This is a genomic window from Rhizobium sp. 01N48 (assembly GCF_056399145.1).
The window spans coordinates 582,387-597,257 of record NZ_JBFTQT010000002.1; the positions used below are offsets into that span (position 1 = coordinate 582,387).

At 56.6% G+C, this 14,871-nt stretch carries 14 protein-coding genes; 4 read left to right on the top strand and 10 right to left on the bottom strand.

What is annotated here, in order from left to right:
• Window positions 1–67: 67 nt before the first annotated feature.
• The 3 genes from AC1DOG_RS06275 to AC1DOG_RS06285 all read right to left on the bottom strand — a co-directional run bounded on the left by AC1DOG_RS06275 (window position 68) and on the right by AC1DOG_RS06285 (window position 2,742).
• Window positions 68–556, bottom strand: coding sequence for a heme-binding protein (locus AC1DOG_RS06275; RefSeq protein ID WP_112943205.1), 489 nt, complete (start codon window positions 554–556; stop codon window positions 68–70).
• A gap of 97 nt (window positions 557–653) precedes the next feature.
• A complete protein-coding gene (locus AC1DOG_RS06280; RefSeq protein ID WP_112943204.1) occupies window positions 654–1,235 on the bottom strand; it encodes a response regulator transcription factor in 582 nt (193 codons plus the stop codon).
• Window positions 1,219–2,742, bottom strand: a complete 1,524-nt coding sequence (locus tag AC1DOG_RS06285; RefSeq protein ID WP_112973029.1) for an ATP-binding protein — start codon at window positions 2,740–2,742, stop codon at window positions 1,219–1,221. The genes AC1DOG_RS06280 and AC1DOG_RS06285 overlap by 17 nt, the downstream gene beginning before the upstream one ends.
• Before the next feature lie 634 nt (window positions 2,743–3,376).
• Here AC1DOG_RS06285 and AC1DOG_RS06290 point away from each other — a divergent pair.
• A complete protein-coding gene (locus AC1DOG_RS06290) occupies window positions 3,377–4,666 on the top strand; it encodes an MFS transporter (protein ID WP_112943201.1) in 1,290 nt (429 codons plus the stop codon).
• A 96-nt stretch (window positions 4,667–4,762) separates the two neighbouring features.
• On the opposite strand, the gene AC1DOG_RS06295 is transcribed toward AC1DOG_RS06290, so the two are convergent.
• Together AC1DOG_RS06295 and AC1DOG_RS06300 are read right to left on the bottom strand one after the other, a co-directional pair.
• Window positions 4,763–4,972 (bottom strand): hypothetical protein, encoded by a 210-nt coding sequence (locus AC1DOG_RS06295; RefSeq protein WP_112943200.1) that lies wholly within the window; start codon window positions 4,970–4,972, stop codon window positions 4,763–4,765.
• 445 nt (window positions 4,973–5,417) lie between these two features.
• The gene (locus tag AC1DOG_RS06300) at window positions 5,418–6,317 is read right to left on the bottom strand and encodes a LysR family transcriptional regulator (RefSeq protein ID WP_113168600.1); all 900 of its coding nucleotides are present in this window, start codon (window positions 6,315–6,317) and stop codon (window positions 5,418–5,420) included.
• A gap of 94 nt (window positions 6,318–6,411) precedes the next feature.
• On the opposite strand from AC1DOG_RS06300, the gene AC1DOG_RS06305 reads away from it, so the two are divergent.
• The 3 genes from AC1DOG_RS06305 (at window position 6,412) to AC1DOG_RS06315 (ending at window position 10,186) form a co-directional block, all read left to right on the top strand.
• Window positions 6,412–7,242: an SDR family oxidoreductase gene (locus tag AC1DOG_RS06305; RefSeq protein ID WP_112943585.1), complete on the top strand. Its 831-nt coding sequence runs from the start codon at window positions 6,412–6,414 to the stop codon at window positions 7,240–7,242.
• Between the two features lie 973 nt (window positions 7,243–8,215).
• Window positions 8,216–8,875, top strand: a complete 660-nt coding sequence (locus AC1DOG_RS06310; RefSeq protein WP_112943199.1) for a hypothetical protein — start codon at window positions 8,216–8,218, stop codon at window positions 8,873–8,875.
• 999 nt (window positions 8,876–9,874) lie between these two features.
• Window positions 9,875–10,186 (top strand): hypothetical protein, encoded by a 312-nt coding sequence (locus tag AC1DOG_RS06315; protein WP_112943198.1) that lies wholly within the window; start codon window positions 9,875–9,877, stop codon window positions 10,184–10,186.
• Between the two features lie 286 nt (window positions 10,187–10,472).
• Here the strand turns inward: AC1DOG_RS06315 and AC1DOG_RS06320 are convergent, their stop codons facing one another.
• From AC1DOG_RS06320 to AC1DOG_RS06340, 5 genes are all read right to left on the bottom strand, one after another.
• Window positions 10,473–10,676 (bottom strand): hypothetical protein, encoded by a 204-nt coding sequence (locus AC1DOG_RS06320; protein WP_112943196.1) that lies wholly within the window; start codon window positions 10,674–10,676, stop codon window positions 10,473–10,475.
• Window positions 10,669–11,028, bottom strand: coding sequence for a hypothetical protein (locus AC1DOG_RS06325; RefSeq protein WP_477927071.1), 360 nt, complete (start codon window positions 11,026–11,028; stop codon window positions 10,669–10,671). The genes AC1DOG_RS06320 and AC1DOG_RS06325 overlap by 8 nt, the downstream gene beginning before the upstream one ends.
• Before the next feature lie 168 nt (window positions 11,029–11,196).
• A complete protein-coding gene (locus tag AC1DOG_RS06330; protein ID WP_162725058.1) occupies window positions 11,197–12,393 on the bottom strand; it encodes an MFS transporter in 1,197 nt (398 codons plus the stop codon).
• A gap of 457 nt (window positions 12,394–12,850) precedes the next feature.
• Window positions 12,851–13,543 carry a hypothetical protein gene (locus AC1DOG_RS06335; RefSeq protein WP_112943193.1) on the bottom strand — a complete coding sequence of 231 codons (693 nt, stop codon included), beginning with the start codon at window positions 13,541–13,543 and terminating at the stop codon, window positions 12,851–12,853.
• 250 nt (window positions 13,544–13,793) lie between these two features.
• Window positions 13,794–14,831 carry a L,D-transpeptidase family protein gene (locus tag AC1DOG_RS06340; RefSeq protein ID WP_477927072.1) on the bottom strand — a complete coding sequence of 346 codons (1,038 nt, stop codon included), beginning with the start codon at window positions 14,829–14,831 and terminating at the stop codon, window positions 13,794–13,796.
• Window positions 14,832–14,871 lie beyond the last annotated feature (40 nt).

A 14,871-nucleotide genomic window follows, 5' to 3' on the forward strand; every position in this document is an offset into this window, starting at 1 on the left:
GCTTGAGTAAGAAAAACAAAAGACGCACCACGGCTGGCCGCCACGGTGCGCCTGATCGCTTCTTCAGTTACTTGAGGCGTGCGCCAACTTTCTCCAGGGCCTCGTTTGCACATGCTTCGTCCAGATTGCCGCCAGGTGCGCCCGCAATGCCTATCGCGCCGACTGTGTCCTTACCAACCTTGATCGGAACGCCACCTGCCAAAACGAGAAATCCAGGAATGTCAGCCAGACCGGCCGCTCCAGCATTCTTGGCGACGTTGTCGGCGATCGCGCTTGTCGGGTTGCGCGACGAGGCTGACGTGAAGGCCTTGGCCGTGGAGGCGTTTGCTGTGTGTGCGCCAGCGTTCTCGGCACGCACGAGAGCGAGAAGAACGCCGGAACGGTCTGTGACGGCTGCCGAGACATTGTATCCGTCACTTGAGCACACAGTGACAGCAGCCTGCGCGAGCTCGACCGCCAGGGCAGTACCCAAGCTGGTCTGTTGGACCGTATCCTGAGCGATGGCGGGTGCCGCGATCAGGGCTGAAACAGCCATCGAGAGCAGGGCAATCTTCATTTGGCAAACCTTCCTGTTTGTTGAGTTGATGATTGCCAATCTAGAAGATCAAATCAGCGCCGTTAACTCGCATTGACACCGACAGAGCCTGGTAGAACTACGGATGCGCGGCCAACCAAATGCGTGTCTGCTCTGCTACTGCGGGTGTCCCGAGTTTTGTCGCGATATTTGCTCTGTGGCTATCGACAGTTCGCACAGAGACATCCAAAGCGACCGCGATATCCTTGCTGCCAAACCCCTTTGACACAAGCTCCAGCACCTCGACTTCACGAGAGGTAAGCTGCTGGATCAGCCGCCCGTTCTCTTGTCGTACCAACAATTCGTCGAGCGCTGTCTCGCACGTTGCTAGTGCTTCCATCAGGACGTGTTCATCGACCGGCTTTGCAAGAAAATCCATTACGCCTGCTTTGAACGCACGACGGCATGCTTCGATGTCCCCGTGACCGGTGATCATGAGCGCCGGCCAGCGGATGCCCAACTCCTCGAGTTTCTTTAGGAGCTGCAAGCCACTCGTTGCGGGCATCCGCAAGTCTAGGATCAAGACGCCGGGCTTGGCTCTTTCTATGTGCGAGAGCAGGTGAGCAGCGTCGGAAAATGCCGCGACCTCCTTGCCGTATGTCGCCATAAGCAGTGTCATTGCCTCACGCACCGAAGCGTCGTCATCAACGAGGTAGATCATTCGAAGCTCCCGATGGTAGCCGTATCATGAAACATGCGCCTCCTTCGTTGCGAATTGAAAGCGACCCGTCCATCTTCTCGATTAATCTAGACGAGAGAGGAAGGCCAAGACCCATGCCGTCCTGCTTCGTTGTAAAGAACGGCTCGAATACTCTGTCCAGCAACGACGGATCGATTCCTGGCCCGTTGTCTGCGATCTTAATCACGGCCTCGTTGCGCTCGCGTTCAGCGCTCACCGTTATACGGGGGTCTGCCCCTGGCGCTGCCGCGTCAGCCGCGTTGCGGATCAGATTGAGGACAACCTGCTGGAACGATATTATGTCGATCGTAACGGTAATCTCTTCGCTCGCGGGGATAACAAGGAGTTCGATGTTTCGCTGGGCAAGATCAGCTTCGATAAGTCGGACGGCATCGCTCAAAGCCAGAAAGAGTGACACTTCCTCTAGGTGAGCAGCAGCCCCGGATATGTACGCGCGCATGCGCCCAAGAATGTCACCTGCTCGCTTGGCGTCCCGGATGTTTCCCTCCAACGCCTTCTCCACGATATCCGGGCGCGCGATCGTCAAGGCTCGTCTTGCAGCCTGGCTCTGAGCCAATATTGCAGCGATTGGTTGGGCAAGTTCATGTGCAATGCCCGATGCCATCTCTCCAAGCGCGTTTACTCGAGCTGCGTGAGCAAGTTTGGCGTCTTGCTCTAGCAATTCGGCACGATGTTCCTGCCGTCGTCTTTCATCGTTCGCGTAGCGAAAATACGTGACCAACCAAATCGCAGCCGCTAACGCGGCCAACAAGGGAACTACCAATTGCGGTGGAAGAAGTTCGGCAAGGCCGAAACCTCGAGTAACGGTCAAGCGCAGCGGCTGACTTTGATTGTGCATGGTTAGGTCGTTGGACGCTTTTAGCACGGCCGACCCGCTGTTTTCTAGCGACGACAACACCGATTGACCAAGTCCCAATGTGAGGGCGTATTGTGCAGGTATCTGCTGCTCATCCAAAAGTGCGTCTGCATTGATGCGCATCCGCAGCATCCGCCCGGGCACAACCAATTTGTAGATTTCATATGAATTTGTTACGCCAGACGGCCGGATTTCGGTCTCACCCGCATTTGCAAGGTGCGGTAGAGTATCTCGAGGCGGAGCAGATATCGGCATGGGACCATCGACGGAACCATAGTTCCACGATTGCGGGTTTTCAGCCGTGAGATCGAATACCGCGATGTCAGTTATTCGCGGATAGCGTGCAATAATGTTCTCCGCCAGGCCCTGCAGAAACGGTGCGGATTCTCGTGAAAACATTCTCACCAGCGTTCCAATTGCCGTCAGATGTGCGTCATGCTGTGCCAGTCTCTCAGCGAGGAGTGTTTCGATACCTCTTGATCGCTCAGAGAGGGCGGAAAGCCCGGATTGGTACTCGTAGGCTGCGAGCATCGACATCGACGCTGCGCTGATGAAAAACCACAAGGCAAAGGCTCGAGCCGCTCGTCGCGGGGCAACAAAGAAACGTCTCATATCTGGATGTCCGGACAAAACCAACGCATTGGCTGAGTGAATGGATTAGCCATAACGATCTAGGGGCAAACGGCAATCCGTAATCCTACCGGTGAGGCACACAGCATGACATCGGATGCCCGAGATGAACCGCTTCGCCCAGGCCTTCTCAAAGAGGTGGCGATGGACCTGCCGAAGTTGGCATCCTGGGTGCTGCCTATAATTTGCTCTACGTCACGATCGGCAATCTGCTGGGCGGTGTGATCATGTTGGGTCTAGGGTACTGGATACAGGAGGGTTCCTGGGGTCACGAGGCGCACTACAAGGTCTCGACAGCGCTGCACGAAACAAAGTGATTGAGCGCGCCACGGTAGGCCTCATGCGTAACGATCGGCGTTGATCTCGTGCAGGAGACTGCTCCAGCGCTTCCAATGCCCCCCTGAACAGGAAGCGGATCTCTGCGGCCTTGGCAGTCCGTCGCTCCCGCGCGCCCAACGTATGTTTTCCAAAATACGCGAGCGGCACTGCTGGTGATATAAGCGATTTCGGATGTCAACTTTTCGAAAGGCTTCAGCGGGCGAGATTTGATCACCTCACGGTTGAACAATAATATAGCTAGCCTATCTCCTCGACACCCGGATGAGGAGAAAATTCAGTGGTTGTCGAAAAAGAACTGATTTCCAAGATAACGTGGCGGTTGATGCCGTTTCTCGGATTGCTCTACCTAATCGCGTACATCGATCGCCAGAATGTGAGCTTCGCCAAGCTCGAAATGGTTGATGCGTTAGGGATGAGCGAATACGCCTATGGCTTGGGCGCGTCCCTATTCTTCATCGGGTATTTCATCTTCGAGGTGCCGAGCAACCTTCTCCTCGATCGATTTGGTGCGAGTAAATGGTTCGCGAGGATTTTGGTTTCGTGGGGCCTCGTCACCATCGCGTTGGCTTACACGCAGAACGCTACGATGTTCTATATCCTGCGGTTCCTGCTTGGCGCGTGCGAAGCAGGATTTTTCCCCGGGGTGCTGTATCTACTTACCCTTTGGTTCCCCTCATCGTACCGTGGACGCATGGTCGGGCTCTTCATGATTTTCTCTGCTCTGGCCAACGCAGTGGGCGCACCGCTAGGCGGAGTGCTGCTCGATCTGGACGGCATCTATGGTTACGCTGGCTGGCAGTGGGTATTCCTCGCGACGGGCATCCCGGCCGTCATCGCTGGGTTCGTCACATTGTTCTACCTTTCAGACCGTCCTGAAGACGCGAAATTCCTTAGCCTCAAGGAAAAGGAATGGCTGAAAAGTAGACTGGCTTCCGAAAATTCAGGGATGGAAGCTACCGCGGGCGACGGCTTCAAAGCTCTCATCAATCCACGCGTACTTTTGATGTCGGCTTGCTACGTCGGATTTCCGCTTGCGGCATACGGGCTGAGCTATTGGCTGCCGACGATCGTCAAGGGCTTTGGAGTGAGCAACACCATAAACGGATTTCTCAACATAATCCCATGGATTATCGTTGCTATCGCGCTTTACGTGGTCCCCGCCCGGGCAGACAAAGCACCTGCCAAAACACCATACATTGTATTCCCCGCAGCAATTGGAGCGATCTGCTTGGTCCTCTCCGCCGTCATTCCAAACCACGTCCTGCAGTTTGCCTTTCTCAGCATCGCTGCGGCAGGTATTTTCGCCGGCCAGCCTGTCTTCTGGAGTCTTCCATCTCGGTTTCTGAAGGGCGCTGGAGCTGCGGCAGGCCTTGCTGCGATCAACTCTGTCGGAAACCTTGGCGGCTTCGTTGCGCAGAACGTGGTGCCTTGGATCAAAGACACGACGGGGAGTACCATCGCTCCCATGTTCTTTCTTGCGGCATGTTTGGCAATCGCAGGCGTTCTGGTTCTTGTCGTTGGTCGAATGATCCCTCGGACAACGGATGCGACTGCGACAACTCGGTAGCTGGCCTGCGACCGCAGGTCAGCCAGACCGCTTTAGAGCGTACGAGTTAGCAAACGTCGTTCTGTATGCACGGGCCAACCGGTCGCTGGCGGGTGATCAAGATAGGCGGGTTTGCGTGTTCCGTGCTGTGAAACGGAATGAGGTGACATTCTGCTGTTCGACCGACGCGACGTCCATCAATTCGATTAGGTCAAAAGCCTTGCCGCAGCCATTGATCGTCACGCGCAGCTGGTTGCCCACGAACTTCAAATCGGTGGCTAGAAAATTGCGCTCTTGGCCGCGGTCGTTGATGAAGAGGACGTACATCGGGTCTCAGACGTTGTTTCAGATATGTCTTTTGGACTCCCTATATGAACAGAATGTTGATCGATGACGATCACCCCAGTTTTGGTGGCCCTCAAGTCACTTTGCCCCTTCGGATGTTGCATTTGGGGAATGTTGAGCTGGATCGTAACTGCAAACACCACACTCAGAACAAAGTCTGCCTCCGTAATCGAGATAGTGATGGCCATGGTCTTTGACTGCGTCGTTGATAGGATCGCGGACGCGCCGAGGCAAGGCGCAGCGTCCATCAATCGGCCGAGTTCGCCACCCAGCACGAATGCCAAGATTTAGTGATGTTTTGTCGGCTGATTGCCTGGGAAAGCTCTGCGACGTCCGCGATGTCTTGCAGCCGGCGGTGTAGGTGGCCTAGACCTTGAAGGTCTTCACAAAGCGTCCTGCTTGCGCATTGGCGTGTGAGATGAACAGCCTACCGATTGGCTTTTCGCCAAGCCTGCACATGGTCGATGAACGCCCGCAGTCCCGCTGACGGCAGCCGGCGGCTTGGATAGAAGAGGGCGATACCTGGATAGGGCGGGGTCCATTCCGGCAACAGCTGTACCAGTCGGCCATCATCAATATCGTTCTGTACTGACCGGAGCGAGACGTAAGCTACCCCTGCGTGCTGACGGGCGGCAATGACGCTGAGCTCGGTGCTGCCAGCTATCAGACGACCTTTGACGTTAACGGAAATCGCTTCGCCGTTCCGCTCAAGCTCCCAGTCGACGAGCGAGCCGCTCGGAAGTCTCGCACGAATGCATTCGTGTACGAGAAGATCACCTGGTGATGAGGGCGTAGGCCTTCGTGCCAAATAGGCCGGAGAGGCTACGAGCACGAAAGATTCGGTCTGACCCAGCGGAATGCAAACCATGTCTTTCGGCACGACGTCTTGCAAACGGAGCCCGGCATCGAAGCCCTCCGCAACGATGTCTACAAGCCTTCCTTCGGTGACAAGGTCGACTTTCATGTCCGGATAGGTGCCCAGGAAGTCCAGGACTAGCGGTAGAATACGCTCGGCTCCGCCTTCCGACGTGTTCAGCCGTATGATTCCAGTTGGGGTGGCGCGAAGATGATCGACCGCCTGTAGCGCCTCATCGATTTCGTTCAGCGCCGGTCGGACGCGTTGTAACAGGGCCTCGCCCGCCTCCGTCAGGGAAACACTGCGGGTCGTGCGGTTGAAGAGACGGATGCCCACGCGCTTTTCAACATTGGCGACCTGATGGCTCAGTGAGGACACTGCAGTTTCCAGTTCCTTGGCCGCGCCGCGGAAACTGCCGGTATCCGCCACTACGGCAATCGCCCTGAGGTCCGAAAGGGTCATTCCCGACATTGTTCAGTTTCCTTCAACGAGCTGTACGGCGCTGTCCCACTTATAACATCGCGAGCTTCGATTAGATATGGCGCTCCTCAACACGGAGAAAAAGATGACCAAAACCGTTCTTATAACCGGATGCTCTTCAGGTTTCGGGGAAGCTGCTTCACGCTTGTTCGCCGACAGGGGTTGGAACGTCATCGCGACGATGCGTACTTCGACGAAAGCAGACCGCGACTATCCGAATGTCCACGTGACCAAGCTCGATGTCCAGGATCGCACGACTATCAAATCCGCGGTCGAGGAAGGTATTGCGCGCTTCGGTAAGATCGACGTTGTGGTGAACAATGCGGGCTACGGTCTCTTCGGCATCTTCGAAGGCACATCGCGAGAAAAGGTGCAGGACCAGTTCGAGGTGAATGTGTTCGGCGTTATGGACGTCGTGCGCGAGACCCTGCCGCACTTCCGCGCAAACCGCTCGGGAATGTACATCAACGTGAGTTCGGGAGCGGGCGTGTTTGGTCTGCCGATGATCTCGCTATACAACGCTTCGAAGTTTGCGCTGGAGGGTTTCTCGGAATCGCTGTCCTACGAGTTGGCAGCACTCGGAATTGGCGTGAAAATCGTTGAGCCTGGCGGTGTCCTAGAAACCAAGTTCGGACAACGCAGCGGCCAGGAGTTTTCTTCGATCGCGACGCCTTCGGACTACGACGCTTTCATCGCGGGAGCGGGAGCCATCTTCGACCAACTTCGTCAAAGCCGCGAGTTGGCAACCAGTGAGGAAGTCGCGCAGGTGATCTACAATGCGGCAACGGACGGTACAGACCAGCTGCGTTATGTTGCGACAGAGGATATCAAACCACTTGTCGACAAACGTCGTGGAAGCTCTGAGACCGAGTACATGGCGTTCATGCGCGCCCGCATGACACCAAAGCTCGGCTAGCTGCGTGCTTTAGGGCCGCGTCCACCGTGAACGCGGCCCTCTTTGTGTCTATTGGCCAGTCGTCTCATCGGCTGTCTGCCGTATGTGGACCGGCGAGCATGTTGTCGCGGGCGTCGCGCGCAATTTTCGCCTTTACCCAAGGCGACGCTCCCGCTTGCTAGCCATTTGGATTGACCACGTCCGAGACGGGCTTGTCTGCGCTCTCCCCTGGCTTAGCCATGACGACATACGCACCCGCGATCACAATCCCGGCTGCGAACATCGCTGCCACAAATGCGTACATTCGACGGGGGGCATTGCTATCAGTAGACATACGCTGTTTCACTCCTATCAAAATGCGAAAAGAAACGGGTAAACAGTGTGTTGGGTTCCGAGGCTCCAATAGAGACTCAACGAAAGATCGTTGGTCTTCTCCGCAGGTTGCCGTGTCTATGTCGTACATGACGTCGGTCGCGCGCAGCGCCAGAGTAGACCAGTTGGTCTGCATCTACGGAGGGACGGAGTAATCTTCTTAGATTCCTGAAAGTCGAACCTCCCTTAACCACCAGAAACTACGATCGAATCCGGCTGGGAGAAGGCGTCACTTTACTAACTTTGGGACGATACTCACTAAGATTCGGACGCAGATTAATTCGAAATTCGAACTATCTCGTTCGGACCGCCGAACAATGTGGTTCGGGGTGGTCGAACAATCCATTTGGTGAGAACGATTGCCAGAGATCGAGGTGCACCTCATCCACAATCGGAACTCTCATGTGAACGATTTCCTCAGAGACCCGTTGAGGAAGGCCTCGTACCGATCGGAAATCCGTTGCGTTTTTTAATTTTGTCTTTGGGGTCCTTAACGGCCTTAACTTGGGTTCTCGCTTTCTATTTTGCCTTGCAGATGCAAATATGATGGCCGAAGTTCGTTTCCTCTTTCCTGGAATTGTGTTCCTATCCGTCAGCCACAGCTGACACTCAAGGACGTCTCATGAGCCCCTTCGACCTAGCTGCAGTGACTTTCACAGGCGGAGTTCTGATCGGCGCGACGTCGATCGGGGCTTGGTTCTGGGCCAGAGGCAGGTTGATCCGACGAAGGTTAAACAGCCAGGCGACTCGAGACCTCGCGATGCAGTCGGTGCTGGCAATCGATGACCTCGTAGGGGCCTGCTATATCGCGGCTCACGATTACCCCGAATACGACGTCGACGAACCTGAGAACTTCTTCCTCCATTCCGATGATCCTGTGCTCGTGCTTCCCAAGGATGCGGACTGGTCCCTTCTAGACCGCGATCTCGCCGACGAAATCAGATGGCTGCCCAACCGGCTTCGCAATGTACGCGATGCGTTGGAGTCGATTGAAATCGAGCCACCGGACTTCAATGATCTGTTTGAGCATCGACAAGACGACTACGCGCGCCTCGGCTTGCGCGCGATGGACCTCGTCGAGCGCATCTGTGCTGAGCACCAGCTGCCGTTGCCGAGCCGCCCTAATTACTACGACCCTCGCAGTGAGTTCGTTGCAAAGATTTCGGAGATGGAAGAGTTCTGGAAGCGGCGAGCGCAATCCGCGGGGCAGGTTCCGAGTGAACCATCCAACGTCACACCTATATTCGGGCGAAGTACAGCGCCAGAGAGTGCGTCAACATAACTGGCATGCGTAGGAGTGCGGTTAACGGCAGTTCGCGTTCCATCGCCTTCGGCATTGCCGGCAGTTCAAGTACTGCTCGTCTCACGCTGCCCGATGTGACCGGAGACTTCCAAATTGTCCAAAGAACCCAGGTCGGTGGATATTGTGGGTGACGGCTAACCCCGTCCAGAGTCTCGCCAAGGCCAAGAGGCTTCCTATTTCTGGGCTCGCCAGCTTTGCACGAGTTTTGGTGGAACCGACTTGAGCTCATGTCCACAAGAGGCGTCCGCACCAGAGCCGCACGTCGATAAGCGCAGTACTAAGACTTTGCCAACATACTGCTTGAGTGGATCGAAAGGCGCTGCCTTCAAAATAGCAGCACGAAAATCTCTCTCGAACGCCTCCCGAGCGGGAGCAGGTGACCCCTTCACAACAACGACGGGCCCGCGTACCACAGCGCCACGGTCATCGATGACGAAGTAGCTAATGCCGTCCACTCTTGCCGCTCTTGTATCTTCGCTCACCAACAAGTCGAGTTCGGCTGCGACAAGTGAGAAAGGCGCGACCGGGGCTCTGGGCGTGCACGTTCGCGCCCGTTAGCGACAAAGCCGCGGCGCAAGTCGCCGCCGCTTGGAAAAACGTCCGCAGTATCCGTCGAATATTCGATCGTTGAAACATTTTCAGTCCACTCTAGCCCCTACGAGTTTTAGCGGTCACCGTCAGCTCTGCAACGATTGATCGGTCTGGTAGTAGCGAGCATCGGTGCTTCCATCGCTTGGCGTGGCATTTTGGCAACCGAACAAGGGCCCTCTAAATTCCGGCAGCGGTCGACAGCTGAGCCAGCAACATCTCAAGCGTGCACGGAGAAAGAGCGTCTCGCCTTCGTCATCGCAACTTCTGTCGCTCGTGCAACTTTCTAAGCAACGCCCAAACCATTTCGCGCGCCGGGCGTTGTGGTGGGCAATCGACCTGTGGATTGCATTCCTACCGGGCTTCCGTAACGGAAGAAAGAGATCACCCATGCCCAGAGCGACCGAGATGTCCATCGATAACCGGAAAGCGATCGATGCAGCTTATGTTGCGGCCGTCGACGCGACGCGACAACTTGTTGTCGAAATCCACTACGCTACTACAGTTGCCCAGCTCGAAGTGACTTCGATCCTAATGAAATCGGTACACGCTGGTTCGGTTTGCCACGGTCAAGCGGTCACGGGTATCCGTGAAGTGTCCTCCGCCATGGCCAAGCTTGGCCACGACGCGATCGAAGCGGTTCAAGTGTTTCGGGAGCACGCCGCGACCGTACAGAAGGCGCGCTCGGCTCGCGAATCTTGAAAAGCCGTTTCGTTCAGCCCCGAAATGACAACGTGGTCAAAGCGCACTACGCAGCGGTTTTCGTCAATTTGGCAGCGATCTCCGCAGCTTCTAGTCGAGCTGAGGTCTTGTAAGGATAGTGTTTCCAACACCACCATTCCTGGGAATCGGCTGTGCCGAAGCCAAAGCCAGCCCAGTCGCCGCAGTGGCACTTATGCGCTACCAGCTTGGGTGCCCGTTGTAGAGTCTTTCGGTCGATGTCGCTCATTTGAAATCCTTTCAGGGTTGGTGTGACGTCGCAGGTCAATTAGAGATCGCGCTCGAATTTCGGTTTCCAACCGCGCGTCATCCCTTGGCTCATCGCCGCCTCGGCCAATGCCAGTTGGAGCCGCAGGTGCCTAATGTCTCCGAGAAGCGTCGCGATGGTCGCCTTGGCATCCTCGTCATGGTAGGCGAGGGCGGCTTCGACTTCATAGCTGGTCGCGCCTGCTTGAGCCGACTTACTAGACATGCCCGGCATTCCTCATGAGCAAATAGAATGCCTCAATGACATCGCTCTCACCGCCGGAGCAATCGAACCACAAGGGCTTGCTCATAAGCTGTTCGTAGCCCACGGCGTTGAAGTAGCGGCGCGCTCTGCCGCTCCTTGGGTCAAAACCGATATCGAATGAAGAAACGGGCGCGCCTGAACCCATGTCGTACACATCCACCGAGCACAATGCCCAGTTCGGGTAGCTTGGGATCATGAGAAGGACCGCCATCAAAAGCGGATGGACCTCTGCGAGTGTTGCCTCGCTTGGGCTTGCCCAGTAAGTGCCTGTTTCGTCGACAGCCCACGGCTGTCCGATCGGCGTCTTTGTCATCGCCGCTTCACAGAATTGAATGTTCCTACTATGTTCTCCTCTGCAGAGGAGTCAACAATTTTGGCGAATTGGGCGGGAGAGCTAACGACGACAGCTGAAGTTTGATTGCGGCTCACTGATCGCCGACGTGAAGTCCGCTGCCGGTGTCGAAAGCAGCGGACTTATTGCTCAGGCTGTCACGGGGCCAGACTTCGGCGACGTCTTCAGGAGCGCCGTGGAGGCCAGAACGCCGAGAAGTGCGAGCAGGGCAATCGCGGCTGCTACCACTGGGATGTCGAGGAGCTGGTATCCATTTTCCAGCGCCGCACCGCCAACGCGAGCTCCAAGCGCGATGCCGATGTTGAATGCCTCGATTTTCAGAGTGGATACCAGGTTCGGTGCTTTGGACCCGAACCTCATCACGCTGACCTGAAGAGTGGCAATCGCCGCAAATGTGACTGCTCCCCAAACAAACCAGTTGATTTCCCCAGGCAAGAAGGAAGGCGTGGTCCAACGAAGCGCAAGGGAGACAACCGCAATGGCGACGGGGATGCCGACAAGCGCACTTTGAAGCGACCAGTCGGAAAGACGTCCGCCGACGTAGCTGCCCAGGGTCATGCCAAGGCCGACGATCAGAAGGGTGATTGCAATCCAGTCAGAAGAAAGCCCGGAGACGTTCTGGAGCAGCGGGGCGACGTAAGTAAATACCGGAAAGATCGCCATGGTGAAGAGCACGGTGCTTGCCAGCGAAATCCAGATGCGGCGATCGGCCAAGGCGACGATCTCCGAGCCGAGATCGACCTTCTCCTCGCCGTGAGACGTCGGCAACGCGAAGGCCAAGCCGATCATGCCGACAACGCTGAGCACGGTGATCGCGATAAACGGCGCACGCCATCCGAGCCAATGGCCGACCGCCGTACCGAGTGGAACACCAAGGACGTTGGCAAGGGTCAATCCGGTGAACATCATGGCTACCGCGGAGGCTTGACGATTTGCAGGCACGAGGCTCGCCGCCATCACCGCGCCGATACCAAAGAATGCCCCTTGGCCTGAGGCAGCCACTACACGGGCGACCAGCAATGTTTCATGGCCGGGAGCCCAAGCGCAAATTGCGTTGGCCGCGGTGAAGAACGCCATCAAGCTCACCAGAGCTACCTTGCGCTTGAATTTGCTGGCAATCAGCGAAAACAGCAGGCCGCCAAAAGCGATACCAAGCGAGTATGCAGTGATGAGCCAACCTGCCTTGGGGATGGATATCGATAGGTCAGCGGCCACGTCTGGCAGGATGCCCATCACCACGAACTCCGCGGTGCCGATCACGAAGGTGCTCATTGTTAGAAGTAGGACGGATATCTGTGCGTGTGATCGTGTGGGTGCTGGCGACATTATTGGCTCCGTGATTAACGTGGGCGATGCGACAGGGACTACGAAGGCCCCGCGCGCGTAGTGGCGCTGACGTATGATCTCCGAAGCACGATCACGAGGTGTTCCGACGGATAACAGTTATACGCGAGGTGGATTGATGAGCGCGGCTGCCAAAGGACACGACGATGTCTGGCCGGCGGAGCTGTATCATTTGGAAGATGAGAGGCGGCGAAGATTCGGGCCTTTCATGGATCGAACCTCCTCAATGCAGCCCTGGCAGCAGGCGCGGCGACGCGGCTTAGGAGACTTTCCTTGGGCAGTCAACAATGGGTCCCGGTCGCGGTGGCTCGGCTTGCGGCTGACGCCACCCGGTCAAGGACAGGCACACCGACTTCGACCCGATCGAAAAAACGAAGGTCCGATGAGATCGTGGACCGGAGCCGCGCAACCACGCACGGCTCCGGAGTGTCTGGATCGCTCAGCGGCTACCAGGCAGCATCTGGCTCTGCCGCAGGTCGTCAATCGCCTGCTCCTGCGACGCCCGTTGGTCCACTGGGCGATCCCCTTCGGACACGTCGCGCTGATGGCCCGTCGGCACAACGTCGTCAACGATATCGTCGGGGAGGTTCTCGGCCAGATCGTATCCACGCACGCGCGGCGACGTCGCCTGCGAGCTTCTCGTGTAGCGGCCGACACCCGTGGCACTACCAGCAGCCTCGTCAGCCTGGAAGACGTCGTCCCGCGACGCGATGGCCTGCTGGTTGCTTCCGGTCGTCCAGCCTTCTTCTCGCCAGAGGTCTGCACGCTCGTCCATGTCGATCGAGCCCTCGTCATCGAGAATGTCATGCGCCGTATCGTAGTTGCTCTGGTCTACGGACGCGGACACGAGAAACCCACCACGGCGGAGCCCTTCGGCGTAGACGTCGCGGTCTTCATCTGGAAAGAACCAGCCGGCTAGCCCAGCCCAAAAACCGGAACCTTCCGCCGCTGTTGCCGGACCTTCGCCGTCGGCTTCGTAACCCGGCATCAGGCGGACATCGGAGACGCCGGCCGACTTCAGTTTGTCAATGGCCGTCTCGGCCTCGCTTCGACTGTCGAAAAACGCGGTAAGCGTGCTCTTGGCGAGGCCGCTGGCGAGGTGCGGCGCGCCTTCATTGTAAATGTTGGTCATGGTGTGCTCCTCCTATGTTTGGTGAGGAGCAAACGGGTGTCGAAGCTGAATGTCCCAGGCAGGCTATGTTGGCTCGATCATGTTCCCGTACAGACAATCTAGGGGGACGCGTCAGCATCTGCACTTCGACCAAAGCCGATATTAGTTCGAGATTCGAACAATTTCTTTTGGCATCCTCGCTCGGACGGAGGCATTGCCTTGCCCTTTATGCTCTCTGCGTTTCCATCACCGGGCCAGGCGTTAAGGTGCTCTATTTTTCAAACACGACAGTGACACCGGGTTTGACCATACTGCTGAGCTCCTCAACGTCCCAGTTCGTAAGTCGGACACAGCCGTGGGACCCTGCTTTGTCAATCAATGATGGTTCCGGCGTACCATGGATGCCGTAGGTCGGCTCGGAGAGATCGATCCAGACGGTACCCACCGGGTTGTTAGGGCCGCTTGGAAGTGTTAGCTTTGACTTGTTCTTGCCTTGCTGGAAATTGATTTTTGGATTGTAAACGTATGGAGGATTTCGAGCGACACCGTTGACCTTGTGCTTTCCTGAAGGCGACGGGTTATCCTCGCTGCCGATGGTTGCTGGATAAACGGCCAAAACCTTCTCGTTCTCGTCGTAGGCGACCAGTTCACCTGCCTTTCGGTGGGCCTCGATCCGCTTTACGTTTCCGGTCCGGGGAGCGCCCACAACGGCAACAGACAGCGTTTCGCCCGGTATAAACTGCGCCGTTGGGTTCAGCGCACGTATCAGGTCTACGTCCATGTGAAAGCGCTCCGCCAGTTTTTCGGCAACGCTGGTGTATCCCAGATGGGCCATTTTCGCCTGCTCCGAGTAGTCTTTCGGAATTTCCGGGACGATGTCGTCGCCGTCATCAGCCGCTATCGTGTACGGCCCAATAACACGCTGGTCGTCAGACAGACGTGTTACAATTTCTTCGTCTAGTTTCCCGTCGACGGGGAGCCCCTGCAACAGTTCGAAGCCTGCAATGGCCTTCCTTACGTTTGCTCCATCCAAGCCGTCGATAACGCCTGGTGACGCACCTGCGCGATCTAGCAAGACCTGAAGGTGAATAACCGCGGGATCGGGCTTGTCGCTCGGGAGGTGTTCGAGCCTCTTGTCAGACAAGAGCGAAGAAAGATTGACGCTGTTGATCTCGATGGAATGTTCACGGTCGAGACGAATGAGGAGACGATCTTCGCTACGACCGTGATTGTCGCTACTGGACGCGACAGACGTCCGGTGGAACCAGCCATCGAGGGCTTCGACACTTTTTCGGGACAGAGGAACCATTCGTCAACATTTGGTGACGCCATGGGCTATGCCGGTAAGC

Coding starts and splice junctions, on each gene's coding strand:
- AC1DOG_RS06320 (WP_112943196.1), bottom strand. CDS start 10,676: ATGTCTAGTAAGTCGGCTCAAGCAGGCGCGACCAGCTATGAAGTCGAA.
- AC1DOG_RS06285 (WP_112973029.1), bottom strand. CDS start 2,742: ATGAGACGTTTCTTTGTTGCCCCGCGACGAGCGGCTCGAGCCTTTGCC.
- AC1DOG_RS06330 (WP_162725058.1), bottom strand. CDS start 12,393: ATGTCGCCAGCACCCACACGATCACACGCACAGATATCCGTCCTACTT.
- AC1DOG_RS06335 (WP_112943193.1), bottom strand. CDS start 13,543: ATGACCAACATTTACAATGAAGGCGCGCCGCACCTCGCCAGCGGCCTC.
- AC1DOG_RS06325 (WP_477927071.1), bottom strand. CDS start 11,028: ATGACAAAGACGCCGATCGGACAGCCGTGGGCTGTCGACGAAACAGGC.
- AC1DOG_RS06300 (WP_113168600.1), bottom strand. CDS start 6,317: ATGTCGGGAATGACCCTTTCGGACCTCAGGGCGATTGCCGTAGTGGCG.
- AC1DOG_RS06295 (WP_112943200.1), bottom strand. CDS start 4,972: ATGTACGTCCTCTTCATCAACGACCGCGGCCAAGAGCGCAATTTTCTA.
- AC1DOG_RS06275 (WP_112943205.1), bottom strand. CDS start 556: ATGAAGATTGCCCTGCTCTCGATGGCTGTTTCAGCCCTGATCGCGGCA.
- AC1DOG_RS06315 (WP_112943198.1), top strand. CDS start 9,875: ATGCCCAGAGCGACCGAGATGTCCATCGATAACCGGAAAGCGATCGAT.
- AC1DOG_RS06280 (WP_112943204.1), bottom strand. CDS start 1,235: ATGATCTACCTCGTTGATGACGACGCTTCGGTGCGTGAGGCAATGACA.
- AC1DOG_RS06305 (WP_112943585.1), top strand. CDS start 6,412: ATGACCAAAACCGTTCTTATAACCGGATGCTCTTCAGGTTTCGGGGAA.
- AC1DOG_RS06310 (WP_112943199.1), top strand. CDS start 8,216: ATGAGCCCCTTCGACCTAGCTGCAGTGACTTTCACAGGCGGAGTTCTG.
- AC1DOG_RS06340 (WP_477927072.1), bottom strand. CDS start 14,831: ATGGTTCCTCTGTCCCGAAAAAGTGTCGAAGCCCTCGATGGCTGGTTC.